General features: G+C 61.1%; 19 protein-coding genes and 1 pseudogene. 9 read left to right on the forward strand and 11 right to left on the reverse strand.

Annotation, left to right across the window (positions count from 1 at the left end; translation table 11 throughout):
* Nucleotides 1-90: 90 nt before the first annotated feature.
* The 3 genes from ACM6IM_RS04010 (at nucleotide 91) to ACM6IM_RS04020 (ending at nucleotide 3271) form a co-directional block, all read left to right on the forward strand.
* The gene (locus ACM6IM_RS04010; protein ID WP_414864257.1) at nucleotides 91-1554 is read left to right on the forward strand and encodes a catalase; all 1464 of its coding nucleotides are present in this window, start codon (nucleotides 91-93) and stop codon (nucleotides 1552-1554) included.
* 75 nt (nucleotides 1555-1629) lie between these two features.
* Nucleotides 1630-2190 (forward strand): cysteine hydrolase family protein, encoded by a 561-nt coding sequence (locus ACM6IM_RS04015; RefSeq protein WP_201190119.1) that lies wholly within the window; start codon nucleotides 1630-1632, stop codon nucleotides 2188-2190.
* A 133-nt stretch (nucleotides 2191-2323) separates the two neighbouring features.
* Nucleotides 2324-3271 (forward strand): helix-turn-helix domain-containing protein, encoded by a 948-nt coding sequence (locus ACM6IM_RS04020; RefSeq protein WP_414864258.1) that lies wholly within the window; start codon nucleotides 2324-2326, stop codon nucleotides 3269-3271.
* 10 nt (nucleotides 3272-3281) lie between these two features.
* Here the strand turns inward: ACM6IM_RS04020 and ACM6IM_RS04025 are convergent, their stop codons facing one another.
* A complete protein-coding gene (locus tag ACM6IM_RS04025; protein ID WP_414864259.1) occupies nucleotides 3282-3692 on the reverse strand; it encodes a helix-turn-helix domain-containing protein in 411 nt (136 codons plus the stop codon).
* A 213-nt stretch (nucleotides 3693-3905) separates the two neighbouring features.
* Here ACM6IM_RS04025 and ACM6IM_RS04030 point away from each other — a divergent pair, with 213 nt between their 5' ends.
* Nucleotides 3906-4730 (forward strand): alpha/beta fold hydrolase, encoded by an 825-nt coding sequence (locus ACM6IM_RS04030; protein WP_414864260.1) that lies wholly within the window; start codon nucleotides 3906-3908, stop codon nucleotides 4728-4730.
* A 39-nt stretch (nucleotides 4731-4769) separates the two neighbouring features.
* On the opposite strand, the gene ACM6IM_RS04035 is transcribed toward ACM6IM_RS04030, so the two are convergent.
* The 5 genes from ACM6IM_RS04035 to ACM6IM_RS04055 all read right to left on the reverse strand — a co-directional run bounded on the left by ACM6IM_RS04035 (nucleotide 4770) and on the right by ACM6IM_RS04055 (nucleotide 9686).
* Entirely contained in the window at nucleotides 4770-5441 is a 672-nt protein-coding gene (locus ACM6IM_RS04035) for a class I SAM-dependent methyltransferase (RefSeq protein WP_414864261.1), read from the reverse strand.
* 215 nt (nucleotides 5442-5656) lie between these two features.
* On the reverse strand, nucleotides 5657-5917 hold the full coding sequence (locus ACM6IM_RS04040) for a transmembrane sensor/regulator PpyR (RefSeq protein WP_414864262.1): 261 nt from the start codon (nucleotides 5915-5917) through the stop codon (nucleotides 5657-5659).
* Between the two features lie 92 nt (nucleotides 5918-6009).
* Nucleotides 6010-7215, reverse strand: coding sequence for an NAD(P)/FAD-dependent oxidoreductase (locus tag ACM6IM_RS04045; protein ID WP_192303278.1), 1206 nt, complete (start codon nucleotides 7213-7215; stop codon nucleotides 6010-6012).
* A 231-nt stretch (nucleotides 7216-7446) separates the two neighbouring features.
* Complete coding sequence (locus tag ACM6IM_RS04050; RefSeq protein ID WP_414864263.1) at nucleotides 7447-8097, reverse strand: response regulator transcription factor; 651 nt, start codon at nucleotides 8095-8097, stop codon at nucleotides 7447-7449.
* Nucleotides 8094-9686, reverse strand: coding sequence for a sensor histidine kinase (locus ACM6IM_RS04055; protein WP_414864264.1), 1593 nt, complete (start codon nucleotides 9684-9686; stop codon nucleotides 8094-8096). Before ACM6IM_RS04055 ends, ACM6IM_RS04050 begins: the two co-directional genes overlap by 4 nt.
* Nucleotides 9687-10015: 329 nt before the next feature.
* On the opposite strand from ACM6IM_RS04055, the gene ACM6IM_RS04060 reads away from it, so the two are divergent.
* On the forward strand, nucleotides 10016-10978 hold the full coding sequence (locus ACM6IM_RS04060; RefSeq protein WP_318653493.1) for a LysR family transcriptional regulator: 963 nt from the start codon (nucleotides 10016-10018) through the stop codon (nucleotides 10976-10978).
* A gap of 27 nt (nucleotides 10979-11005) precedes the next feature.
* Nucleotides 11006-12451: a mechanosensitive ion channel domain-containing protein gene (locus ACM6IM_RS04065; RefSeq protein WP_414864265.1), complete on the forward strand. Its 1446-nt coding sequence runs from the start codon at nucleotides 11006-11008 to the stop codon at nucleotides 12449-12451.
* Here the strand turns inward: ACM6IM_RS04065 and ACM6IM_RS04070 are convergent.
* The 3 genes and pseudogenes from ACM6IM_RS04070 to ACM6IM_RS04080 form a co-directional block, all read right to left on the reverse strand.
* Nucleotides 12443-13462 carry a GlxA family transcriptional regulator gene (locus ACM6IM_RS04070; RefSeq protein WP_192303271.1) on the reverse strand — a complete coding sequence of 340 codons (1020 nt, stop codon included), beginning with the start codon at nucleotides 13460-13462 and terminating at the stop codon, nucleotides 12443-12445. The two genes, ACM6IM_RS04065 and ACM6IM_RS04070, sit on opposite strands and share 9 nt — an antisense overlap.
* A gap of 74 nt (nucleotides 13463-13536) precedes the next feature.
* Nucleotides 13537-15060 carry a sensor histidine kinase gene (locus tag ACM6IM_RS04075; protein WP_414864266.1) on the reverse strand — a complete coding sequence of 508 codons (1524 nt, stop codon included), beginning with the start codon at nucleotides 15058-15060 and terminating at the stop codon, nucleotides 13537-13539.
* Between the two features lie 219 nt (nucleotides 15061-15279).
* Nucleotides 15280-15690, reverse strand: a pseudogene (locus ACM6IM_RS04080) (phage infection protein); the annotation flags it as partial.
* Between the two features lie 850 nt (nucleotides 15691-16540).
* On the opposite strand from ACM6IM_RS04080, the gene ACM6IM_RS04085 reads away from it, so the two are divergent.
* Both ACM6IM_RS04085 and ACM6IM_RS04090 read left to right on the forward strand, forming a co-directional pair.
* The gene (locus ACM6IM_RS04085; protein WP_192303267.1) at nucleotides 16541-16921 is read left to right on the forward strand and encodes a response regulator transcription factor; all 381 of its coding nucleotides are present in this window, start codon (nucleotides 16541-16543) and stop codon (nucleotides 16919-16921) included.
* A gap of 207 nt (nucleotides 16922-17128) precedes the next feature.
* Complete coding sequence (locus ACM6IM_RS04090; protein WP_192303265.1) at nucleotides 17129-17470, forward strand: hypothetical protein; 342 nt, start codon at nucleotides 17129-17131, stop codon at nucleotides 17468-17470.
* Nucleotides 17471-17826: 356 nt separating this feature from the next.
* Here the strand turns inward: ACM6IM_RS04090 and ACM6IM_RS04095 are convergent, their stop codons facing one another.
* Nucleotides 17827-18774 carry an MBL fold metallo-hydrolase gene (locus ACM6IM_RS04095; protein ID WP_192303263.1) on the reverse strand — a complete coding sequence of 316 codons (948 nt, stop codon included), beginning with the start codon at nucleotides 18772-18774 and terminating at the stop codon, nucleotides 17827-17829.
* A 272-nt stretch (nucleotides 18775-19046) separates the two neighbouring features.
* On the reverse strand, nucleotides 19047-19439 hold the full coding sequence (locus ACM6IM_RS04100) for a response regulator transcription factor (RefSeq protein ID WP_414864267.1): 393 nt from the start codon (nucleotides 19437-19439) through the stop codon (nucleotides 19047-19049).
* Nucleotides 19440-19734: 295 nt separating this feature from the next.
* On the opposite strand from ACM6IM_RS04100, the gene ACM6IM_RS04105 reads away from it, so the two are divergent.
* Nucleotides 19735-25212, forward strand: coding sequence for an AAA family ATPase (locus ACM6IM_RS04105; protein ID WP_414864268.1), 5478 nt, complete (start codon nucleotides 19735-19737; stop codon nucleotides 25210-25212).
* The last annotated feature ends 73 nt before the right edge of the window (nucleotides 25213-25285 follow it).

Below are 25285 nucleotides of genomic sequence, written 5' to 3' on the forward strand. Positions count from 1 at the left end.
GGCATTTACAGATCATGCGGGCGGTCACCCAGCCTTTGCTGCGGGTGATCGAGACGAGTGGTTGCGCAAGTGCCTCGAGAGGTCGCCCTGATGAACGACAAGAATCTCACCCATGCCACCGGTGCCCCGGTGGTCGACAACCTCAACAGCCAGACCGCCGGGCCGCGTGGGCCGGCGTTGTTGCAGGACATCTGGCTGCTGGAAAAACTGGCTCATTTCGACCGGGAAGTGATTCCCGAACGGCGCATGCATGCCAAGGGTGCGGGCGCTTACGGCACCTTCACCGTCACCGCTGACATCCGTCGCTATTGCAAGGCCAGCCTGTTTGCCGAGGTCGGTAAACAGACGCCGGCCTTCGTGCGTTTTTCCACCGTGGCGGGAGAGCGCGGTGCCGCCGATGCCGAGCGCGATATCCGTGGCTTCGCCGTGAAGCTGTACACCGATGAGGGCAACTGGGACATCGTCGGCAACAACACGCCGGTGTTTTTCTTCCGCGACCCTCTGCGGTTTCCCGACCTCAACCACGTGGTCAAGCGCGACCCGCGCACCGGGCTGCGTTCGGCGACCAACAACTGGGATTTCTGGACGCTGCTGCCTGAAGCGTTGCACCAGGTGACGATCGTCATGAGTGACCGGGGCATTCCCGCCAGTTACCGGCACATGCACGGTTTCGGCAGCCATACCTTCAGCCTGATCAACGAGCGCAACGAACGGGTCTGGACCAAGTTTCATTTTGTGTGCCAGCAGGCAATTACCAACCTGAGCGACGGTGAAGCGGCGCAGATGGTCGGCAATGACCGGGAAAGCCACCTGCGTGATCTCTATGAATGCATCGAACGCCAGGAATTTCCAAGCTGGAAGTTGTGCATCCAGACCATGACCGAAGACCAGGCGCGTGCGCATCGGCATAATCCGTTCGACCTGACCAAGGTCTGGCCGCATGCCGATTTCCCGCTTCAGGAAGTGGGTATCCTGCAACTGGAGCGCAATCCCGATAATCATTTCGCCGAAGTCGAACAGGCCGCGTTCTCTCCAGCCAATGTCGTTCCGGGCGTGAGTTTTTCGCCGGACAAGATGCTCCAGGCACGCTTGTTTTCCTATGGCGATGCCCAGCGTTATCGCCTCGGGGTGAACTTCAATCACATCCCGGTCAACGCCCCACGCTGTCCTTTCCACAGCTATCACCGTGACGGCGCCATGCGCACCGACGGTAACCTGGGCTCGACGTTGTCCTACTACCCCAACAGTTTCGGAGAGTGGCAGGACCATCGGCAGCTGCACGAACCGGCATTGCCGCTTGAAGGCGACGCCGGTCACTGGGATCAGAGCGTTATCGAAGATCACTACGAACAACCCGGCAACCTGTTTCGCCTGATGACCCCGGCTCAACAGCAGTTGCTGTTCGACAACACCGCGCGGGCGATGGGCGATGCACCGGCGATGATCAAGCATCGGCATATCGCCAACTGCTCCAGGGCCGATCCGGCCTACGGTGCCGGTGTGGCCAGAGCGCTGGGCCTGCAAGTGCAGGTGCCAGCCCTGACGAGCAATTGAATCCGGGGCGTACGACGGATCGGAAGGACCCGGCCACCGGCCGTCTCATTCGGCAACCTCAGTGGGAGCAAGATCATGAGCACTGGTTCGAACAAGAAGGCCCTGGTGGTCGTTGATATTCAGAACGACTATTTTCCAGGAGGCAGATGGACACTTTCCAACGTCGAGGCCGCTGCCGCGCAAGCCGCGCGGGTGATTGACCGGTTCCGCGAAAAAGGGGACCTGGTGGTGCACATCCGTCATGAGTTCAAAGACGAAAATGCGCCATTCTTCCGCCCGGGCAGCGAAGGCGCGCAAATCCACGACAGCGCGAGGAACCGCAGCGATGAGCCGGTGGTGCTCAAGCATTACATCAATTCGTTTCGCGAAACCGAACTCAAGGCCATTCTCGACCGGCATGAAATCAACGAAGTGGTGGTGGTCGGCAATATGAGCCACATGTGCGTGGATGGCATGACACGCGCCGCAGTGGACTTCGGCTACACCACCACGGTGCTGCACGATGCCTGCGCGACGCTCGACCTTGAGTTCAACGGGGTCAAGGTGCCCGCCGCGCAAGTGCATGCGGCGTTCATGGCGGCACTGAGTTTCGGTTACGCACCGGTCATTTCCACTTCCGAGTACCTGGAACGTTAAAGCACGGGAGGAGGCGGGCGATGGACGGTCACGGCTGTCCATCACCGGCCGTATTCGTGGTCTATCCTCATTGGCCTGGACTCATCCGGCAAGGAGGCTGCCTGCAACTGTTCGAGATCAGTGAGGTGCGCCGATGCGGCTGGTCTGTCCGGATTTCGATGAATTCGAAGAAGCGTTGTACGGGGTACAGGGCCGCTACGTGCTGCGTACGCGGCAACAGCGTGACTGGCAACTCAACGTGGTCGACCTGAACGGCGTGGCACTGATGAGCGGTCGCGAGGGCGCCGGGACGGTGTACACCGGCATCGGCCTGCCCGGTTACTTCAATATTTTCCTGCCGTTGACCGGCCATGAATTCACGGCCGTGGATGGTCATGCCTTCAATCGCCGACGAATAGGCTGGATGGTGCCCAATGCCATGTTTCACATCAACGCGAAAAGCCCGGCCAGCTGGCTGACGGTGGCGATGTCGTGCGAACGGGTGTTGCGCTGGGCCGCGGTGCGTGAAGATGAATTCGATTTTTCCGTGTTGCATCGCAACATGGTCAGCAATGCCCGGCGTCACCTCGGTCCGCTGTTGTGGCTGGCCCGTCGCCTGTTCCATATCGACGCCAATGCACCTGAAGGTCTGCACGCCGAAAGCGGCGAGGAGGCTGCGCGCCAGGAGGTGATGGATGTGGTGTTCCGCATGCTCTTGCCCGTTGATCCGCTGCCGGCCGCACCGCGACACCATCGCGATCACAAGGAGATCCTGCGGCGTGCCCTTGAGCTGCTGGACACGCTGGAGACCCAGGCCGTTTACATCGAAGACATCTGTCGGGCGACCTGCTCTTCGGAACGCACGGTGCGTAATGTCTTCAATGAATACCTGGGCATGAGCCCGCATCGGTACCTGATGATCCGTCGCTTGCATGGTATTCGGAACGCCATCCGTCACGCCGGTCCGCAAGACACGATCACCACGATCTGTGCACGCTTCGGCGTGTGGGATTTCGGTCGGTTCGCCAGCCTGTATCGCCAGTACTTCGGGCTGCTGCCGGCACAATCGCTGAAAGCGGCCAAGGCGTTGACGCACCTCTGAGCGGCCGGGTTCAAAACCGTGAGCGCATCAGGGTGGTGCTGGGGTATTCGCCAAACAGCCGGTGGTAATCGGCCGCCATGCGGCCTGGGTCGGAAAAGCCGAAGCGCAGGGCAATACGATTGACCGTCTCGGTATTCGGGTTGGCAATCGAAAGCGCCGCCCGCACGCGGTGCAGACGGCGTACATGCAAATAGCGATTGGGCCCGATACCGAACACCTCGTTGAAGATCGAGCGCAACGTGCGTTCGCTGACGTGGGCCTGGCGGCACAACTCGCAGAGCCGCACCGGTTGTTCGTCGTAACGTTGCAGCAGCTCCAGCACCTTGGCGATATTGGCCCGGCGCTTTGCTCGCTGCCAGCGACCCGGCGCGGCGGCTGGCGCGCAATCTGGACTCGACGGCGGGACCGGGGACTTTTTCATTTCCACCTGCTTTCAGGCTCGGTCAGGTCATCAAGGTTCCCTCTAACGGGGCGGCCGCACTACGTAAAACAGGCAAATTCATCAACGTCGGACACAGGACTGCCATTTACTCATGCCATCTTCCAGCCTGCCGGATTTACGTAGTTCGTCCTGATCGATTTACCCATGCTGTTCAACCTGCGGTCATCGCGAAAGCTCAGGAGTACACAAACCATGAGTACCTTCACCACCAAAGACGGCGTAGACATCTATTACAAGGATTGGGGCAAGGGCCCGGTTGTGGTCTTCAGCCATGGCTGGCCGCTCGATGCCGACAGCTGGGAATCCCAGATGTATCACCTGGCCGCCAACGGCTGTCGCTGTATTGCCCATGACCGACGGGGTCACGGGCGCTCCAGCCAACCGTGGGACGGCAACGACATGGATCACTACGCCGACGACCTGGCGCAATTGCTCGAACACCTGGATGTCAGGGATGCAACCTTGTTCGGGTTTTCCACGGGGGGCGGTGAGGTCGCCCGGTACGTCGGGCGTCACGGGACTGCCCGCGTCAGGCAGATCGGCCTCATATCGGCGGTGCCGCCCCTGATGGTCAAGACCGAGACCAATCCCGGTGGGCTGCCGGTGTCGGTGTTCGACGAGATTCGCGCAGGGTTGCTGGCTGACCGCTCGCAGCTGTTCATCGACATCCCCAGTGGCCCGTTCTTTGGCTACAACCGCCCGGGCGCCACGCCGTCGCAAGGGGTGATCGATGCCTGGTGGTTGCAGGGCATGCGCGGGGGGCACAAGAACACCTTCGACAGTATCAAGGCGTTTTCCGAAACCGACTTCAGGGACGATCTCGCCAGGTTCGACGTGCCGACCCTGATCATCCACGGTGACGATGATCAGATCGTCCCCATCGACGCCGCCGGCCGTGCGTCGGCAAAGCTGATCAAGCACAGCAAGCTGATCGTCTATGAGGGGGCGCCGCACGGCATTACCGACACGCACAAGGAACGGCTCAATGCCGACTTGCTGGCCTTCGTAAGGTCCTGAGGCGCGGGCGTTCTCCTTACCTGCAGGGCGCCATGGCGTTCATCGTTGTTGTCCGGCCATCAGCAACAATGACTGCGGCATGGCGCTTTGCGGGTGTTGCGGTTCCTGCAGGCCCACCAACCTGAAACCGGCCATGTCCAGCGCATTGATCCAGCTGGACAGGGTGCGCATGTACCAGGGCATGGGTTGCCATTGTCCCTTGAAACCGGCGAAGGTTTCTTCTCGCCAGCCATCCTGGTAATCGCCGTCGGCGGCTACCCATGGGTGCAGCGTCTGGATCACCAGCGTTGCGTCTGGCGTGAGCAGGGCGTTCATGGCCGCGAGCAACGGGATGATGTCCTGGTGCAGCAAGGCGAAATTGGCGCAGATCAGCTCGTAATCACGGCCGACGTCTACGCGGGCTTCCACCAACTGCTCGTACGTTGCCAGGTGTACCGTGGCGGATCCCGCCGCCCTGGCCGCCTCAACCAGCGTGGCGTCGCCGTCCACACCCACTGCCGTGATGCCGCGTTCGGCCAGCACCCGCAACAGCCAGCCTTCACCACAGCCGAGGTCGAGTACTCGCGCGGGCTGTCGACCCATGATGGCCAGCAGGATGGCCTGGTCGGTGACCTGAATGCGGCTGTCGATGGCGCCGCCGCGCACCGCCTCGATCCAGGCTCGGGCGTTGCGCTGCCAGCTGTGCAGAAGGGCGGCTTCGGGGGTGCTCATGACGATGTCCAATAGCGGGTGTTGAACACAGGATAGGACAGGAATCCTCGCAGGATCGCGGATATCCGTGGGCGCCGAGCATCGCGCGCAGGGTTCGCTCCCACGGGAGAACGCCCGCGCGCAAAAAAAGCCCGCCACAAAAAACGCGTGGCGGGCTTTTGGGAAGTGTGGGTTCAGCAAGGAGCGCGCGAACCGGATCGGCAACAGCCTTTACATCAAGCAGTGGCACCGCTGCCGGCGACGAGCCCTTCCAGGCGCAACCGATTGAGGGACAGCAGGCGCATCACGTAGCCCAGCTTGATGGCGGTCGGGCCGAGAATGGTCAAGGCGTGGGCGCAGACCAACTGTGGCAGATTCAGGTAGGCATCCAGTCCGTACGCCAGCATTATCCCGGCGATCAACATGAACAGCCCGCCAACCAGCAACAGATGGGATAACTTCAACACGCGATGCGGATCGTCGAAAAAACCAAACATGTCGAACCCCCTGGTACTGCACGGTCCAGCACATCGAGTGCGCACGGCCAGGGACGCGAAGGGCTCCCTGTGCCGTGAGCACGCCTGGCGACTCAGGCCACTGGAATCGATGGGTCGGCCGCCGCCAGTGCCGTGGCGCGATCAGCCGCCGGTGGGTAGATCCACACGGTGTTGATCTGGGTCTTGAGGTCCTTGGCTTCTTTCCTGACCAGCTTCACCTGGCGGTCCCAGCCTTCGGTGAATACTGCGCCCCAGGCGCCCAGGTCCAGGCAGGTCACGTACTTGGGCTGGCTGTAAGGAGTCGGTTCGACGCCCAGCAGATCCGCCGCGACGTTGTTGCCGGCATAACGGCCCAGCGCGATGGCGTGCTGGCAGGACATGGCGGCGTAGTTGCCCAGGTCATCGGTGGCGGCGTACGCGGTGTCGCCGGCGGCATAGACGTCGGCATGGCCGAGCACCTTGAGGTTGCCGTCAACGTGCAGGCGACCCTGCGGGTCACGGGTGCCGGTCACTTGTTCGGTGAGCGGGCTGGCGCGGAACCCTACGGTCCAGATCACGGTGTTGGATTCGATGCGCTGGCCGTCGGCCAGTGTCACGCCACCGGCGTCCACTGCTGCGACCGAGGCGTTGAGCACCCACTCGACACCCAGGTGTTCCGAGGCTTCGATCAGCGATGGGCCGATACCGTCGCCCAGCGACGCACCCGGGGTTGGGGCGCGGTCGACCACAATCACGCGGATCGGCGTGTCGTCGCCCAGCGCGGCACGCAGGCGCGCCGGCATTTCGGTAGCGGTTTCGATCCCGGTGAAGCCACCGCCGCAGACGACGACGGTGTTGCGCGCCGGGGTGCTTGGCTGATTCTTCAATGCCTTGATATGGGCTTCGAGGCGCGCCGCCGATTCGATTTCATCGACGTCGAACGCGTATTCGTTGATGCCTTGCAGGGCGGCTGGGCGGACGAGGCGACTGCCGGCGGCCAGGACCAGTCGGTCATAGCTGAGTGTGCCCTGGGTCCCGAACACGTCGCTGTAGTTGACCTGCTTCTTGTCGGTATCGATGTTGTCGGCGGTGCCCTTGACGAATTTCACGCCCACGGCGTCGAAGAGGTCACCCAGCGGTGCTGCCATGGTATGGACGTCGGGCTCGTAGAAACGTGGGCGGATGCGCAGCTCGGCCTGGGGGGCCAGTAGCGTGATCTGCACGTCGTTGCGGTCATGCTTGTCCAACAGACGGGCTGCGCTCAACGCGCTCCAGACGCCACCAAACCCTGCGCCAATAACTAGAATTTGCTGCTTCATTGGAAGACTCCTGAAGAAAAAACGATCGTTTAACGGGTTGTCTGTTCAAGCGTGACCGGTGCCGGGATGTTCGAAGCCGCGGCTCCCGTGAACAACCGCAGGACGGTTCGATTCGCTGTGATGAGATGCTATCGAGCGGACGCCGTGAGATCACTTCTACATAGGGTCATTGCCGACACGCCTAGGTGTGAGTCGGATAAACCAAAGTATGAGTGCCAGCGGGAGCAACGGTCATTGCGGCTGATCGACCCCGAGTGCCTGGGCCATGCGCACCAGGTCGGCAAACGAACGCGCGAACATCTTGCGCATGGCCTGGCCGCGATGGATCTTCACCGTGATTTCGCTCAGGCCTATTTCGCCGGCAATCTGCTTGTTCATCAGTCCGGATGCCGCCAGCGCCATCACCGTTTGCTCGCGGGGTGTGAGCGTCGCGTAGCGGTTGCGCAGTTCTTCATTACCCCGCTCGGATTCGCGGCGATGTTTGTCCCGGGCATGAGCGGCCGATACCGCATCGATCAAGTCCTGTTCCCGGAACGGTTTGGCCAGGAAGTCCACGGCACCGGCCTTCATGGCCCGCACGGTCATGGCGATATCGCCGTGCCCGGTCATGAACACAATGGGCAGGTTGATATTGGCCGCCAGCAATTCATGCTGGAAATCCAGTCCGCTGGTGCCTTGCAAGCGCACATCCAGCACCAGGCAGCTGGGGATGTCGGGCCGGGAGAAGTTCATGAACTCGGCGACGGAGCCAAACAGCTCCACCTGCAAGCCGATCGAGCGCAACAGGCTGCCGAGTGCCTCTCGCAGGGGCGCATCATCATCGACGATGAACACCAGAGGGTCATGATTGGCGACTTTGTTCATGGGGTGCTGTTCGTTCATGGGACGTCCATAGAGTGCGTGATCCTTGCATGGCCGTTCGGTGTGGTCAGTTGAGTGCGTTTACCGCTGCCCATCACCGGTAGCGAGAATTTGAACGAGGTTCCGCGGCCGACGGCGCTGGTGGCCCAGATCTGCCCGTCGTGAAAATTGATGATCGAGCGACAGATCGACAGGCCCATGCCCAGGCCGTTTTCCTTGGTGGTGAAAAACGGGGTGAACAGCGAAGGCAGCACTTCAGGTGCGATGCCCAGGCCCTGATCCGCCACTTCCACCACGGCTGCGCCGCCCACGACCCAGGTCCGCACATACAGCACGCGGTTGCGCGCTTCGGCCCCCGCCATGGCATGGCAGGCATTGATGATCAGATTGATGATGACCTGCTGCAGCTGGACCCTATCCACATTGACTTCGCCCGTCAGGGCCAGGAGTTCGACCTTCAATGTGATTTCGTGATGTGCCAGTTCCTGCCGGACCAGGCCCAGGGTCTCGCTGACGATGTCATTCACCGATTCGCGCTGGCGCAGTGGATCGCTCTTGCGCGACAGCGCCCGGATGCGGCTGATGACATCGCTGGCCCGGCCCGCGCAGGCAATGATCCGGTCGAGCGATTGCAGCGCTTCGGGCAAGTCGGGCTGTGGTCGGTCGAGCCAGCGACGGCAGGCCTCGCCGCTGCTGGTGATCGCGGTCAGCGGCTGGTTCACCTCATGGGCAATCGATGCGGCCAGCTCGCCCAGAGAGGTCACACGGGTGACATGCGCCAGCTGCGTTTGCGCACAGAACAGCGCCGACTCGGCCTCTTTGCTGGCGGTGATGTCCATCAGCGCGCCGATGTAGTCGTAGCGACCGTGTTGTTCGAGCAGCGGGCTGGCAATCATGTGCACATGCTTGATGCGGCCGTCGGGAAACAGCAGCCGGTGTTTGACTTCGATCAGGGTGTCCTGGCGCGCCGCCTTGGCAAACACCTCCTGGACGAGGTGCAGGTCATCGGGGTGCGTGCGTTCCTGGACCCTGTCGCTGGTCGGCAGTTCGCCCGGAGGGTATTCGAAAATTCGCGCCGCTTCCTCAGACCAGGAAATGGCTTTGCCGTCGCCGCGAAAACCGATGCTGCCGGTACGGCTCAGGCGCTGGGCACCGAGCAGGTACAACTCATTGTGGCGCAGGCGCTCGGCGGCATATTTGCTGCGCAGCGCGAGAAAAGTGATGGCCGAGAGCGCCGTCAGGCAGCGGAAAAAACCGGTGGTCGACTCCCAGTGTTGATAGCCGCCGTTGTACAGATAGGTCGCGGTCAGCAGCAACATGCACATCAATGCGATGGAGATCACGACGTTGATCGAGAACAGATTGGCGGCCATCAGCAACAGGGTGATGTACAGAATCGTCGGGGCAAGGTCGTTGTGGGTTTCGGAGTTGATCACCACGATTCCGCAGGCCACCACCAGCCCGATCACCCACCCCAGGGCGTTGATCCACGGACTGGGGCTGATGCTGATGACGGCGTCGACGATGTTCGGGCTGCGCGAGGGTCTGGCAAAGAGGTTGAAGAAAAAGGGCGACGCTTTGCGCGCACTCGCAGACCGATTGTTTTTCATTATGACCCTGCACATCTGATAGCGGGGGGACGGACATGGGGATCTATCCTACAAAGCAACGGTTCTCATCCGATAGGACATAAATCCCTGAAAAACAGCCATCTGCGTCGAGCCACGCCTCGCCGCGGGCGTCCACAGGCCCAACCCCATACTCAGGTATGAAACGCCACACCCATGGATGAATGCGTTGTCCTCAGGTACGACATACGTTTGCCGATCAGCGGCTTAATCTGTTCATACATCGCGCACCATTGCTCCGGACCATTGAAAGGGGGCGAGGTGGCACGCCAACTTTCCAACTTCTGAGGCCTAATCGCCGGGCGGTTTATATGATGAACAGAAATGACCTGCGTCGTGCTGACATCAATCTGCTGGTGGTCTTCGAGTCGATGATGCACGAGCGCAATGTCAGCCGTGTCGGCGAGAAGCTCTTCCTTGGCCAGCCCACCATCAGCAGTGCGCTGGGGCGCTTGCGCCAGATGTTCGACGATCCGCTGTTCATCCGCTCCGGACGCGTGATGGAGCCCACGTCACGGGCCGAGGAGATCTTTTCCAACCTGGCGCCGGCACTCGATGGCATCGCCGCAGCGCTGAGCCGCTGCCAGGCGTTCAATCCCGAAACCAGCGAGGCGACGTTTCACGTCGGTCTCTCGGACGATGTGGAGTACGCGCTGTTGCCCTCCTTGCTGCGTCGCTTGAGGGTCGAGGCGCCCAACATGACCCTGGTGGTGCGCCGCGCGGACCACTGGCAAATGTCACAACTGCTGACCTCGGGGGAAATTTCCCTGGGCATCAGCCACACCCTGGACCTGCCCGCGAATGCGCGGCGCAAGGGACTGCTGCCGATTCGTCCGATGCTCTTGCGCGCCGACTCGCAGCCCGGCGAGCTGGGGCTCGACGAGTTCTGCCGGCGTCCTCACGCGGTGGTGTCCTCCATGGGCAATGTCATTGAAGAGGCGGATCGCACACTGGGCCAGATCGGACGCCAACGCAAAGTGGTGCTGGCGGTGCCGCAGTTCAGCGCCTTGCCGGTGCTGCTGGCCGACAGCGACATGATCGCCATCGTCCCGGACTACGTTGCGCGCTCCATGGCCATGATCGACGGTCTGCGCGCCGAGTTCGTGCCGCTGGATCTGCCGCAGCAGGAACTGTCGATGGTCTGGCGCGGGGCAACGCACAACGATCCGGCCGAGCGCTGGTTGCGCTCGCGGTGCAGTGCCTTTCTGGGTGAGCAGGACGGCGCCTCGGTACGCCAGGTGCCTGTCCGCAGCAGCCTTTCATCCGTCGCCTGAGCGGGCGCCAATGGCCGGGAATAGACCATGCTGATGTTTTTCCAGACTCACCCCTTGATCATCGGTGCGGTTCTGCTGCTGTTGGACTTGTCGCTTTGGCGTTGGCTGGGCGCCAGCCGGCCGGTGTCGCGCATGTTTTCACGCATTGCCGTGTTCGTGGCCTTTTCCTGGGGGCTGATGGCCGCCGGCATCAGCCCGTTGCAGCCGCCGTTGTGGCCGGAAGACGCGATTCTCAACCTGATGGCGACGATGGTGGGGATCGCCTGGTGGCTGTTTGCGGCCAGGACCCTGACGGTGGTGCTGGGCAATGGCCTGACCTCACGCGGCGGGCACACCGCACGCTTGCTGCACGATGTGATGGGCGCGGTGATTTTCCTGTTGGCCATCGTCGGGGCCGCCGCCTACGTCTTGCAGTTGCCGGTCAAGGGGCTGCTGGCGACCTCCGGGGCGATGGCGATCATTGTCGGTCTCGCGTTACAAAGCACGCTGAGCGACGTGTTCTCCGGCATTGTGCTGAATACCACCAAACCCTACGAAGTGGACGACTGGATTGTCATCGATGGCGTCGAGGGCAGAGTGATGGAAATCGACTGGCGCTCGACCCATTTGCTGACCAAGCTGGGCAGCATGGCCGTGGTCCCCAATTCGCTGGCGGCAAAAGCCAAGATCATCAACGTCAGTCGCCCCGGAAATGCCTACGGTGTCAGTGTGCTGATGGCCATTCCCAGCAGCGTGCGCCCGCGACGTGCGATCGATGCCCTGGAAAAAGCCCTGCAGGGCACCCGCGCCTTGCTCCCCGGCTTCACCCCCAAGGTCTCGGTGAAAAGCTCGCACCTGGAATACAACGAGTACGAACTCAAGGGGTTCGTCGAGTCGCTGTCGCACAGGACCGAAGTGCGCAACCTGATGTTCGACCTTGCCCATCGTCACCTCGAGGCGGCGGGTGTCAGCTGGTGCGTGGCGCCGGACGTTCAGGCGTGGAGCCGACCCCGGCGTTTGCTGGAAGACGTCCGGGTGTTTCGCTCATTGAGCGTCGACGATCGCGACCGGCTTGCCGAGCACATGACGGCCGTGGACTACCAGGCCAACGAAGTGCTGCTGGCGTTCGATGCCGTGTCCGATTGCCTGATGATCATCAGCACCGGCGTGGTTTCGGTGTCGATCCATGACGGTGAGCGCTTCATCGAGGCCGGGCGCATGGGGCCGGGCGAGGTGCTGGGCGAGGAAGGCATTCTTTCCGAGGGGCGCTCGCGAGGCGAGTTTCGCAGCCTCACCAGTGGACGTCTGTTTCGCATCGAGCGCTGCATACTGGGCGCGCAACTGGAACACAGCAGCGATCTGCACCTCGCTCTGGATAATCTGGTGCATCAGCGCGAAGAGATCCGCGAGTCCGTGGTGGCGAAAAAACCGGTGCATATCAAGCGCAGCGGTCTTCTGGGCTGGTTGCAGAAAAAGCGCCAGCCGTCAGCGTGAAAACCGGCTGCGATATTCACGCGGCGAAATCGACAGGTGACGGTGGAAGGTGTAGCGCATGCGCTCCTCATCGCCAAACCCGCATAACTGTGCGATCTGATCGATGTTGCGCTCGGAGTCTTCGAGCATCCGCCGCGCCGCTTCCATGCGAAACATCTCCAGGGCCTTGGCTGGCGTGCGTCCGACCTTGCGCTTGTAGACGCGGGAAAAGTTGCGCGGGCTCATCTGCGCCTGGCGGGCCAGCGATTCGACGGTCAGGTTGGCATCACCCAGGTTGGCGCTGATCCACAAGTGCAGATCGTCGAAGCTGCCACCGTCGTCCATCTGCGATTGCAGCAGGTGGCTGAACTGTGCCTGGCCGCCCGGGCGCTTGAGGTACACCACCAGCTCCCGGGCCACTTCCAGGGCCACGTCGCGACCGCAATCGGCCTCGACCAGCGCCAGCGACATGTCGATGCCGGTGCTGACGCCCGCCGAGGTCCAGACGGCGCCCTGCTGGATGAAAATGGCATCGATATCGACCTCGATCGTCGGGAAACCGCTCTTGAGCATGTCGCACATTGCCCAATGCGTGGCTGCACGCAAGCCTTCGAGCAAACCGGCCTGGGCCATCAGGAACGTGCCGCTGCATACCGACGCCGTACGCCTGGCGTTCACCGCCGCCTGGCGCAACCAGTTGACCAGCGCGACCTCGTCGATCATGGCCTGGCGAATGTTCGGAGCACCCGGCACGATCAGTGTATCCACCGGGCTGTCCGTGAAGTCTTGCAGCGACGTCGTGTGCACCGACAGCCCTTCGGCGGTGGGAATCAACCCGCCTTCGAGGCTCGCGGTGTGCATGGCGTAGCCTGGCAGGCCGCGCTCGGCCATGGCTTTGGAAGCGGCCCAGAACACCGTCTGTGCACCGGTCAGGTCCAGCAGGCCCATTTGCGGGTAGGCCAGGAACACCACGGTGCGGGGGTGGGAGAGGGCGGCGGTCGAACGGTCGAAGTTGGGGGCGATTGAGTTCATGGTGGCATGCTCGGTTATCGCCAGGCATGGGCGACATTAAGGGTTAAATTGCGGTCGAGCGTCGTGTCGTATTCTCAACCGAAGCTGAGGTTGGGTAAAGGTTGCACCGGGTTGAGCCGGTCGCTACGGGTTTTCACCTCGGCCTGGTGTTTGAGCAATGGCAAGGCGAACATGAACGCAGCGCCCTGTCCCTTGATGCTGGTCGCCCAGATTCGTCCTTCGTGAAACTCGATGATCGAGCGGCAAATGGACAGTCCCATGCCCAGACCCTCGGCCTTGGTGGTGTAGAACGGGTTGAACAGCGACGGCAGTTGGCCTTCTTCGATGCCCTTGCCACTGTCTTCGACCTTGATCAGCACTTCGTTGCGCTCCACCCAGGTGCTGATGTCCAGCGAGCGTTTGCCTTCGCACAGCGTGCCCATCGCCTGGCAGGCATTCATCACCAGGTTGATGATCACTTGCTGCAATTGCACACGGTCGCCGTTGATGCGGGCGTTGCCAGTCCCCAGCGACAGGTGCTGCTTGATGTGTTTATGGCTCATCTCCTGCTGAATCAGGACCAGGGCGTCGGTCACAATGCTGTCGAACACGTGCTCCTGGCGCTGCGGCACGCACTTTTTCGACAGCGCGCGGATGCAGGTGATGACTTCATTGGCTCGCTGTGAACTCTGAATGATCCGCTGTACCGACAGCTTCGCCTCCAGCAGGTCGGGTTTTTCCCGGTCCATCCAGCGCAGGCAGGACTCCCCGCTGGACACGATGGCTGCCAGCGGCTGGTTGACCTCATGGGCGATGGACGCGGCCAGTTCACCCAGCGAGGTCATGCGGGTGACGTGGGCCAGTTGTGCCTGGGAATCGAACAGCGCCTGTTCGGCTTTGCGTTCCGATGTGATGTCCATCAGCGCCGCCACGTATTCGCGACTGTGGGCGTTGCTGTCGGGATCAATGGCATTGATCACCATGTGCACGTAGCGCAGGCTTGCGTCCGGCATGATGAGGCGCTGCTCCATGTCGATGTCCAGCTCTCCGGCGGCCAGCCGGACAAACAGGTCGTCGGCCATCGAGCGGTCATCGGGGTGCAACCGGGCGGTCATCAGTGCCCAGGAGGGCTCGATATCCTGTGGGTAGCCATAGATGCGAAAAGCTTCATCCGACCAGCGAATTTCCTTGCACTGGCCATTGTCGAAGCGCCAGCCGATGCTCCCCGTGCGGCTCAAGCGCTGGGCGCTGGTGAGGAAGGCCTGGTTGCGGCGCAGCTCGTCGGTGGACCATTTGCTGCGCAGGGTCAGCAAGGTGATGGTAATCAGCGAAACGACGCACCTGACATAGCCGGCAATGGAGCCTGTCGCCTCATAGAAGTACTCGACGATAAAGCCGCCGGTAATCAGGACGTAGCAGAACAGGGCAACCACAAGGACGACCCGGATTGAAAAGATATGCGCCGACATGAACAACAATGTGATGTAGAGCACGGCATGCGCCAGGTCGGAATCCAGCATGAGGTTGATGGAGGAAATAGTGATCGCCGCGGAAAATGAGGCAATAAACGCCAGCCGGTCTGACGCCAGAAAACGTTTGCACAGTCGGGTGAGCATCATGTTTTCGCCTTCTATAAACAAATGGGTAATGACGATAGGAATTCGAGTAGCCGGGATGCAGATAAAAAAAGCGCTCTTTGAGAAAGAGCGCTAAAAACCCGTTTGGTAAGGAGTGGCCAAGCCGGGTGTTGGTTTTGATCGCGACGAAGCCCGCCTCGGTCAGTCCATGGAAAAGTGTGCGTTGACGTACATGGCCGAGTCGTATCCCGATCCAATGTCGGCGACACGCCGCTCGATTAGGCGATCCGACCCGCCCTCGGCGACACGGCGTTCGATCAGGCGATCCGATCCGCCCTCGGCGACACGGCGTTCGATCAGGCGATCCGATCCGCCCTCGGCGACACGCCGCTCGATCAGGCGATCCGATCCGCCCTCGGCGACACGCCGCTCGATCAGGCGATCCGATCCGCCTTCGGCGACACGGCGTTCGATCAGGCGATCCGATCCGCCTTCGGCGACACGGCGTTCGATCAGGCGATCAGACCCGCCTTCGGCAACACGCCGCTCGATCAGGCGATCCGACCCGCCCTCAGCGACACGCCGCTCGATCAGGCGATCCGACCCGCCCTCAGCGACACGGCGTTCGATCAGGCGATCCGATCCGCCTTCGGCGACACGGCGTTCGTTCAGGCGATCAGACCCGCCTTCGGCGACACGCCGTTCGATCAGGCGATCCGATCCGCCTTCGGCGACACGCCGCTCGATCAGGCGATCCGACCCGCCCTCGGCGACACGGCGTTCGATCAGGCGATCCGATCCTCCTTCGGCGACACGCCGTTCGATCAGGCGATCCGACCCGCCCTCGGCGACACGGCGTTCGATCAGGCGATCCGATCCGCCTTCGGCGACACGGCGTTCGATCAGGCGATCCGATCCGCCCTCGGCGACACGCCGTTCGTTCAGCCTATCGGCACCGCCTTCGGCAATGCGGGTGGGAGCCGATCGGGGTCGATACTGTTGTTCCGGCGGCGCAGTGTCATCGTGTGCGTTGTTCTCTCGTCCGGCGACCACATTCGGTTCGATGCAGGTGTCGCTGGCAACGGAGTGCCCGGCGATCAAACCCGTCGCAGCAAGAAAAGCGATGGCCAGGCCAAGGTCGGAAGTCTTCATTATATTCACCCTAAGTGGTCGGTTAGCTCTTCCATGAATATCCCGGAGGTCGATGCACTATTCATGTTATCGAGCGGATAGAACTGCAGGAAATCGGGTTTTGCCGGAACTGACTTAATAGTAATGGACTGAGCGCGCACGTCACTTATGCGTAGGGTTTGAGTGCAGGTATCTTCGTATGAGTGACTCACACCTAAGTATTAATGGCGGTCGGCAGGGGGCTCTAAGTCTATTTAGTGAAGGTTTTAAGTCTGGTTATTATTATGCTTGGATCTATACATATGTATGTTGTAACGAGTGGGGGCGAATGACAGTCTTCAAATAGGCGGGGCTTTATCAGATGGCTCCCACGCATTGAAGGTTGAGCTAATTGTTAAATACACCAATCATTTCGATCGTTGATGACGACGATACTGTCCGTATTTCGCTGGATAGTCTTGTCCGGTCAATGGGTTACAGCGCTCGGACATATGCTTGTGCCGAAGATTATCTGGCGTGCAGCGCGCTTGACTCGACCGCGTGTCTTATTTCCGACGTGCGCATGCCCGGCATGACCGGTTTTCAGTTGTTCGAAGCGTTGCAGGCCGGGGGCAAGTGTTTTCCGGTGATCTTCATCACCGCTTGCCAGCGTGAAACTACCGAGCACAAGGCGCGCGACCTCGGCGCTGCCGGGTACTTCAGAAAACCCTTCAATGGACAGCAGCTGATGACCCGCGTGCAGTGCGTTCTGAGCGCCAGAACGGCCGGCTAGAGCACCACCCACGCCCCCGTTCCAGGGCAACTATCGTTAGAGGTAATAGTGACCATCACCAAACGCAAGTTCTACTTTGTTGGCAATAGCCGGACAATGGCCCCCATCGAATACAGGCCAGGAAGTTGCAGAATCCCATTCGGCTAACCCCGCCGATGGCGCAGTTTCCCTGCTGATCAACCGGAACTTTTTTTCAGGATTGGACCAATGCGTCGTTTATTTTTGTCGGCCATGGCGTTTGCCCCTTTGTTACTCGCCGGTTGTGCCTCGGCACCCAATGATCCGACCTTGACCTTGCAGACCAGCAAGACCCCGGCGCAATACGCGGACTGCGTCGTACCGAAATTGCAGGGCGATGCGATGCACCCGACGGTCTCGCAGACCCAGCGCAGCTACCGGATTGTGGTACCGAGCAAAATCTCGGCGGACAACGTGGTGGAAGCCTACAAGGCCGGAAATGGCGGCAAGGTGTTCATCTACGAACGGCATCTGCTGGCCTCGAACCTGTTGCCTTCAAGTTTTGGACGCGCCGCACAGGATTGCATCTGACTCAATCTGTAAACGTTTTTCCCTGAGCTCCTTTGGTTGGCCGCAACCAACCAATTCCTTGGCCCCACACCTGATCGGATGTGGGGCCTTTTTTTTGTCCCGGTTCCAGTGAATGCCAAAGCCTGGGTTCACGTCGTTCCCACGGGGGAATTTCCGGTGGACGCAATGCCAGTGTTCACCTCGATCAACTGTGGGAGCGAGCCTGCTCGCGAAAGCGGACTTCCAGCCACCCAGGCGGTCACCTGACCCGCGGCCATCGCGAGCAGGCTCGCTCCCACGGGGATGGGTCGCCGAACGAAAACGCCCCCGACCTGCTGGCCGGGGGCGTTGTTGTTTTCGCAACGGATCAGAACGGATCAGTAATCCCAGATCGCCGCAATCCAGCGGAAGGCGTCACCGTCCACGGCCACCCGCCCGACAGAAGGGAATGGCAGGTGGGTGGCCACGAACAGCTCACCGCTCGCCGCCGCTTCCTGCATCAGGCGGACGCGGACACGGACCGATTCCTCGGGGTCATGTTCGAAGCCGTTGTGCCAGTCCGGGTGTTCAAAGGCGACGGGGAACAGGGCATCACCGGCGAAAGTCAGTTTTTCGCCAGCGGAATTCACATACACCACGCAGTGCCCAGGGGTATGGCCGCCGGTGAGTTTGGCGACCACACCCGGCGCCACTTCACATTCATCGTCGAATGTGCGCACGTTGTCGCGGTAATCGTTGATGAACTGATTGGCGGTCGCGCGCAAGACGTCCGGAACCGGCGACGGCATGTCGGTGTGTTCGAAGTCGGGTGATTCCCAGAACGCCACTTCGGTGGCGGTCACGTGGATGCGCACGTCCGGACGCAGGCTTTTCTTCACATCGTCGACCAGCAGGCCGCCGACATGGTCCATGTGCATGTGAGTGATGATGATGTCAGTCACCGACGACAGTTCGATACCCGCCGCCTCGAGACGCTTGGGGAACTGACCGGCCCGTGGAAAACCGGGGAATTGGCCGCCCAGCCCGGCGTCGACCAGGATGGTCTGATCACCGCTGCGCACGACCAGCACGTTGAGTGCCCAGTCGAATGCATCGGGGCCCAGGTACATGCTCTTGAACCATGCAGCGCGCTCTTGCGGGGTGACATTGGTCGACATGGTCGAGGTCGGCAGAGGCAGCACGCCATCGCTGACCACCAGTACGTCAATCTCGCCGACACGCAGCGCATAGCGAGACGGAACCAGTTCTTCGAACCCGGCTTTGCCCGGGTTGAAAGCGCTGGTGGGTTCACTGACGTGGGGGTGGGTATCCAGGTGCAAGGTCATGGTCGGTCTCCGAATGTATGGGGCAAAACTTCCGCTGAAATTTTTCCGCTACCCGACGGCTGTGTTGTTAGTTACTCGCCTCATCAACGGCGCGATTAACACAGTCCGCAAGTTCAGGCTTTTTATGAAAGCAGCAGATTGTCTGCTGTGAATTCATGTTATTGGCGGATGACCCCGAGCACAGTTCTACCTCGGTTCAGAAAAACCATACGTCAGTGGCATGGGGGTATACGAAAGTTTAATCAGGCACGCAGGGCCGAGTAAAAACACGCTTAGTGCGGCGCGTGCAGAGCCGTTTCTATATAGCTAAGAAGTTTATTGGTTTCACAGGGTTTGGGCAGATAGGCAATCAGCGTCGGTGAATCGGAGATCGCCGGGGGAAGGGCTTCAGGGTAAGCGGTGATGAATATCGTGGGGATGCGATAGCCCATGGCAATAAGTTGCTGGTGCAGCTCAAGGCCGCTCATTCCGGGCATCTGGATATCGGAAATAAGACAGTGGGTATGGGCGGGATCATTGGTCTCGAGAAAGGCCAACGCGCTGCAATAAGTCTTGATCTTGTAGCCGCTGGAACGTAGCAAGTTTTCTAGTGCACCCCGAACCGAATCGTCATCATCGACGATTGCAACAATCATAAAATTGCCTGTTTGCGAATCTTGGTTCATCAGGGGTGCTCATGAAGTTTTCTATCGTTAGTACAACATACGCGAAGTGAGTGGGGGTAGAAGTATACCTACGTATGAGTGGCTAAGACCAAAGCGTCGTTGTTGTTCCGGGAACCGCTGTGGAATGATTATTTTTTGTATCGCATGCGGGGTTGATGCGTACTGTTCTCACTTAACAGCTACTCTGGAGATGGGCGTCACGTCCGGCCACGATTCTGCCGACATCATCAAGGCATGACGGCACTGTGCGGCACTCAACAACCTGTCTATTGTTCCCGCTCCGATGGATGACCACATGCAGATACTCTGGAACGATGGCGAGCGCACTTTCTGTCGGGAATCTGTCTCGGGTGCGCAAGGCGACCGTCCTGTGCTCGTTGCGCGACCGACTGCCGAACAACCGCTTCCGGCCTGCCTTGGCCGCTTCGCCCACGAGTTTGCCCTCAAGGATGAACTCGATGGCGCCTGGGCTGTACGTCCTCTGGAGCTGGTGCGAGAAAACGGGCAAATGTATCTGCTGCTGGAGGATGCGGGTGGCACACCACTGCTCCAGTTGTTGAATGCTCCGATGGCCACCGCGACATTTCTGCACCTGGCCATCAGCATCGCCCAGGCACTGGGCAAGCTGCACCAGCGCGGGCTGGTGCACAAGGACATCAAGCCCTCGCATATCCTGGTCAATTGCGCCGATGGCCAGGCCCGGCTGACCGGGTTCGGACTGAGCTCGTGGCTGCCCCGTGAGCGCCAGGCGCCGGAGACCATTGCCGGCACACTGGCGTATATGGCACCGGAGCAGACCGGGCGGATGAATCGTTCGATCGACCTGCGCAGCGACCTCTATTCCTTCGGCGTCACGCTCTACGAAATGCTCACCGGATCGCTGCCCTTCATGGCGTCCGACCCGATCGAGTGGGTGCACTGCCATATCGCGAAGAAGCCGCAGCCACCGAGCGAGCGGGTCAATACCATCCCCGAGGCGCTGTCCCGGATCGTCATGAAGCTGCTGGCCAAGACCGCCGAAGAACGCTACCAGACTGCCGCGAGTGTCGAACTGGATCTGCGGCAATGCCTGGCGGATTGGCAGGCCCATGGGCGCATCGATGCCTTCGCACTGGGCGAGCAGGGGATATCTGACCGGCTGATGATCCCCGAAAAACTCTACGGGCGCGAGAAGGAGGTGATTGCGCTGATTGCCGCGTTCGACCGTAGCATCGCCAGTGGTACGCCGGAGCTCATGCTGGTCACCGGCTATTCCGGCATTGGCAAATCCTCGGTGGTCAATGAGCTGCACAAGGCGCTGGTGCCACCGCGTGGATTGTTCGCCGCCGGCAAGTTCGACCAGTACCGCCGTGATATTCCCTACGCGACTCTGGTCCAGGCGTTTCAAAGCCTGGTTCGCACGCTGCTGGGCAAGAACGACACCGAGCTGGCGCAATGGCGCGATGCATTGAAAAACGCCCTGGATGCCGAAGCCGGGCTGATGACGGATCTGATTCCCGAGCTGAAGCTGATCATTGGCGAGCCGCCACCGGTGCAAGCCTTGGAGCCGCAGCAGGCGCAACGGCGTTTCCTTCTGGTGTTCCGGCGTTTTATCGGGGTATTTGCGAAGGCGGAGCATCCCCTTGCGCTGTTTCTGGATGACCTGCAATGGATCGATGCGGCAACGCTCGACCTGCTGGAAGACCTGTTGACCAGTTCCGATGTGCAGCACTTGTTACTGGTGGGGGCCTACCGCAGCAACGAGGTGAATGACGCGCATCCCCTCACAGGCAAACTCCAGGCCATCCGCAGTGCGGGCGGGCGCATCGATGAAATCACCCTGGCGCCGCTGGCAAAGGTGCACATCGAGCGATTGATTGCCGATGCACTGCATGACGAGCCGGCGCACATCGAGCCCCTGGCACAACTGGTGCTGGAAAAAACCGCCGGCAATCCGTTTTTCGTGATCCAGTTTCTGCATACCCTCGCCGACGAAAAACTGCTGACCTTCGATCATCAGGCCAGGCAGTGGCGCTGGAGCCCGGACCGTATCCACGCCAAGGGCTACACCGACAATATCGTCGACCTGATGGTCGGCAAGCTGAGCCGCCTGCCGGCGGCAACCCAGCAGGCGCTGCAACAACTGGCCTGTCTGGGGAACGTGGCCGGGACGGCGGCGCTTTCGACCGTGCTGGGCATGACCAGGGCGCAGGTCCGTGCGGTGTTCTGGGACGCCATCCGCCAGGAACTGGTGCAGCGGCTCGAAGGCGCCTACGGGTTTGTGCATGACCGCATTCATGAGGCCGCCTACTCGTTGATACCCAAGGCGGAGCGCGCCGAAGCGCATCTGCGCATCGGCCGACTGCTGGCGGCGCACACCCCCGAACAGGAGCGCGAAGAGGCGATCTTCGAGATTGTCGGTCAACTCAATCGAGGGGCAGCGCTGCTGACCGACCCGGCGGAGCGCGAGCAGCTGGCCGGGTTCAACCTGATGGCCGGCCAGCGCGCCAAGGCCTCGACCGCCTACGCATCGGCGCACAACTACCTGACCACGGGCGCGCAGTTGCTGGACGACGATTGTTGGGACCGTCTGCATGACCTGAGCTTCGCGCTGGAGTTGAACCGGGCCGAATGCGAACTGCTGACCGGGCAGTTATCGGTGGCGGACAAGCGCCTGGCGGCATTGTCGAGCCGTGCCACGACGACGGTTGAGCGGGGCAATGTCGTGTGTCTGCAAATGGATGACTACCTGCTGATGGATCGCAGCGATAGCGCGGTCGGGGTGTGTCTCGACTACCTGCGGCATGTCGGCATCGAATGGTCGGCGCATCCGAGCGACGATGAAGTGCGCCAGGAGTACGACTATGTCTGGTCGTTGCTCGGCGATCGCGAGATCGAGTCCCTGGTCGATTTGCCCCTGATGGAAGATGCCGCTTCGCTGATGACCGTCAGCGCATTGGGCAAGCTGTTTCCGCCCGCCTTGCAGACGGATGCGAACCTGGCGTGCCTGTCGATCTGCCGGGCAATCAGCCTGTGCCTGGAGAAGGGCAATTGCGATGCCTCGTGCATGCACTACGCCAACGCCTTCAGGGTCTTCGGGCGGCGCTTCGGTGACTACCAGGCTGGGTTCCGATTCGGCCAGCTGGGCTGTACGCTCGTCGAGCAGCGTGGTCTGAAACGCTTCGAGGCCAGTACCTACCTGTGTTTTTCCAATTTTGCCGTGCGCTGGATGAAGCCCGTCAGTCAATGTCGCGATCTGCTGCGTCATTCATTTGTGGCGGCCAACCGGATCGGTAACCTGCCGTACGGCGCTTATGCCGGCAACAGTCTCACCTCCGATTCGCTTTTCGCCGGCGAACCATTGCCCGAGGTTCAGATTGAGGCCGAGCGCGGTCTGGCTTACGCGCGCAAGGTCCGGTTCGGCCTGGTCAGCGATTTCATACGCACACAATTGGCCCTGATCAGAATGCTGCGAGGGGCGGCACCCGTCTTCGGCTGCCTGGATGCCGGCAAGTTCGACGAGGCGAGCATCGAGGCGCACTTCGCCAGTAACCCGGACCTGGCACTGGCACAGAGCAAATACTGGGTGCGCAAACTCCAGGCACGCTATATGGCCGACGACCTGGCGGCCGCCATGCAGGCCGCAGGCAAGGCCAAGCAGTTGCTCTGGACCTCGTACCTGTTCTTCGAGGAGGCCGAATACTATTTCTTCGACGCGCTGACTCGCGCCCGCTGGTGCGACATGCTGCAGATCGGCGAGCGTAAACAGCACATGAGCGCCATGGCCGAGGCTCATCAAAAATTGCAGACCTGGGCTCAACAGTGCCCGGAAAACTTCGCCAGCCGCGCCGCACTGGTGGAAGCCGAAATTGCCCGGGTCGAAGGCCGGATGATCGAGGCCGAACTGCTGTTCGAGCAGGCCATCCACTCGGCGCAAAAAAGTGGTTTCGTGCACATCGAGGCGCTGGCCAACGAGCTGGCGTCGCGCTTCTACGCGGCCCGTGGTCTTGGCAAGGTCGCCAGCGTCTACATGCAGGACGCCCGGTATGGTTATCTGCGTTGGGGCGCCGACGGCAAGGTGCGCCAGCTCGAGGCTCGCTGTCCGTCGCTGCGCACTGAGACGCAGGCGCTCGCGCCGACCACGACCATGGATGCGCCCGTCGAGCACCTCGACCTGGCCACCGTCATCAAGGTATCCCAGGCGGTGTCGAGTGAGATCGTCCTGGACAAGCTCATCGACGTCATCATGCGCACCGCCATCGAGCAGGCCGGTGCCGAGCGGGGCGTGCTGATTCTCTCCGACACGGGCGAACATCGCATCGCCGCGCAAGTGACCACGGGCAGCGACTCGATGCAATTGCGCGACCAGCCCATGACATCGGCCATGCTGCCGGAGTCGTTGCTTTACCATGTCTTGCGTACCGGGGAGAGCGTTTCGCTCGACGACGCAATGACCGAGCCGTCGTTCGCCGATGATCCCTACATTCGTCAGCACCACGCTCGCTCCATCCTGTGCCTGCCCTTGATGAACCAGGCCAAGCTGACCGGCGCGCTCTACCTCGAAAACAACCTGGCCGCGCGCGTGTTCAGCCCCGCGCGGATTGCCGTGTTGAAACTGGTGGCCTCCCAGGCGGCCATTTCCCTGGAGAATGCGCGGTTGTACCGCGAAGTCGCGGAACGCGAAGGCAAGATCCGTCGCCTGGTGGACGCCAACATCATTGGCATTCTGGTATGGAACGCCAACGGCGATATCATCGAGGCCAACGATGCCTTCCTGCGCATGGTGCGCTACGAACGTGACGACCTGGCCTCGGGCCAGCTGCGCTGGCGAGACCTGACCACGCCGCCGTTTCGCGAGATCAGCGAGCATCATCTGGCCCAGGCGATGCGCACCGGCTATGCGCAACCTTACGAAAAGGAATATTTCACCAAGGACGGCGGGCGCGTGCCGGTGATCGTCGGCCTCGCCATGTTCGAAGCCGACAGCAAGGAAGGGGTGGCGTTCGTCCTGGACCTGACCGAGCGCAAGCAGGCGGAAGAAAAAATCCGCGAGAGCGAGCGGCGCTATCGCGAGGTGCAAACCGAGCTGGCCCACGCCAACCGTGTCGCGACCATGGGGCAACTGGTGGCGTCGATTGCCCACGAGGTCAATCAGCCGATCGCCGCGGCCATTCTCAATGCCGACGCCGCATTGCGCTGGATGAGCCAGCAACCGCCGCAAATCGATGAAGTTCGTAGCGTGTTGGGCAGCCTGATCCTGGACGCCAAGCGTGCCGCCGATGTGCTGGGTCGAATTCGCCAGCATATCCGCAAAGCCCCACCGCAAAAGGGCCCGGTCGACATCAACGGGGCGATTGGCGAAATGATCGAACTCACCCGTGGCCAGGTCACCAAGAATGGCGCGTCGATCCAGACCGAGATCGAAGATGGCCTGCCCGCGATCGAAGGCGACCGTGTCGAACTGCAACAGGTGCTGCTGAACCTGATCATGAATGCGCTCGAAGCCATGAATGGCGTGGGCGAAGGCGAGCGCCAGTTGCACATCAGCGCGCGTCGGGATGACACCGGTGGTGTGCTGGTCAGTGTCCGCGATTCCGGGCCAGGGTTCTCCTCGGAAAACACCGAGCTGATCTTCGCGTCGTTCTACAGCACCAAGCCCACGGGAATGGGCATGGGGTTATCCATCTGCCGCTCGATCATCGAGGCCCATGGCGGCCGCCTGTGGGCCAGCGTCAATCGTCCACGCGGCGCGATTGTCCAGTTCACCCTGCCTGTGGAGCAGGCCGAGGCCTAATACTTAGGTTTTAGCAGAGGCATATCAATGGTCGTTTGAAGTAGTCACAGGTACAAATGAAGCTTCGCAAGCC

This window comes from Pseudomonas sp. IT-P12, from assembly GCF_949767465.1.
Classification (GTDB): Bacteria; Pseudomonadota; Gammaproteobacteria; order Pseudomonadales; family Pseudomonadaceae; genus Aquipseudomonas.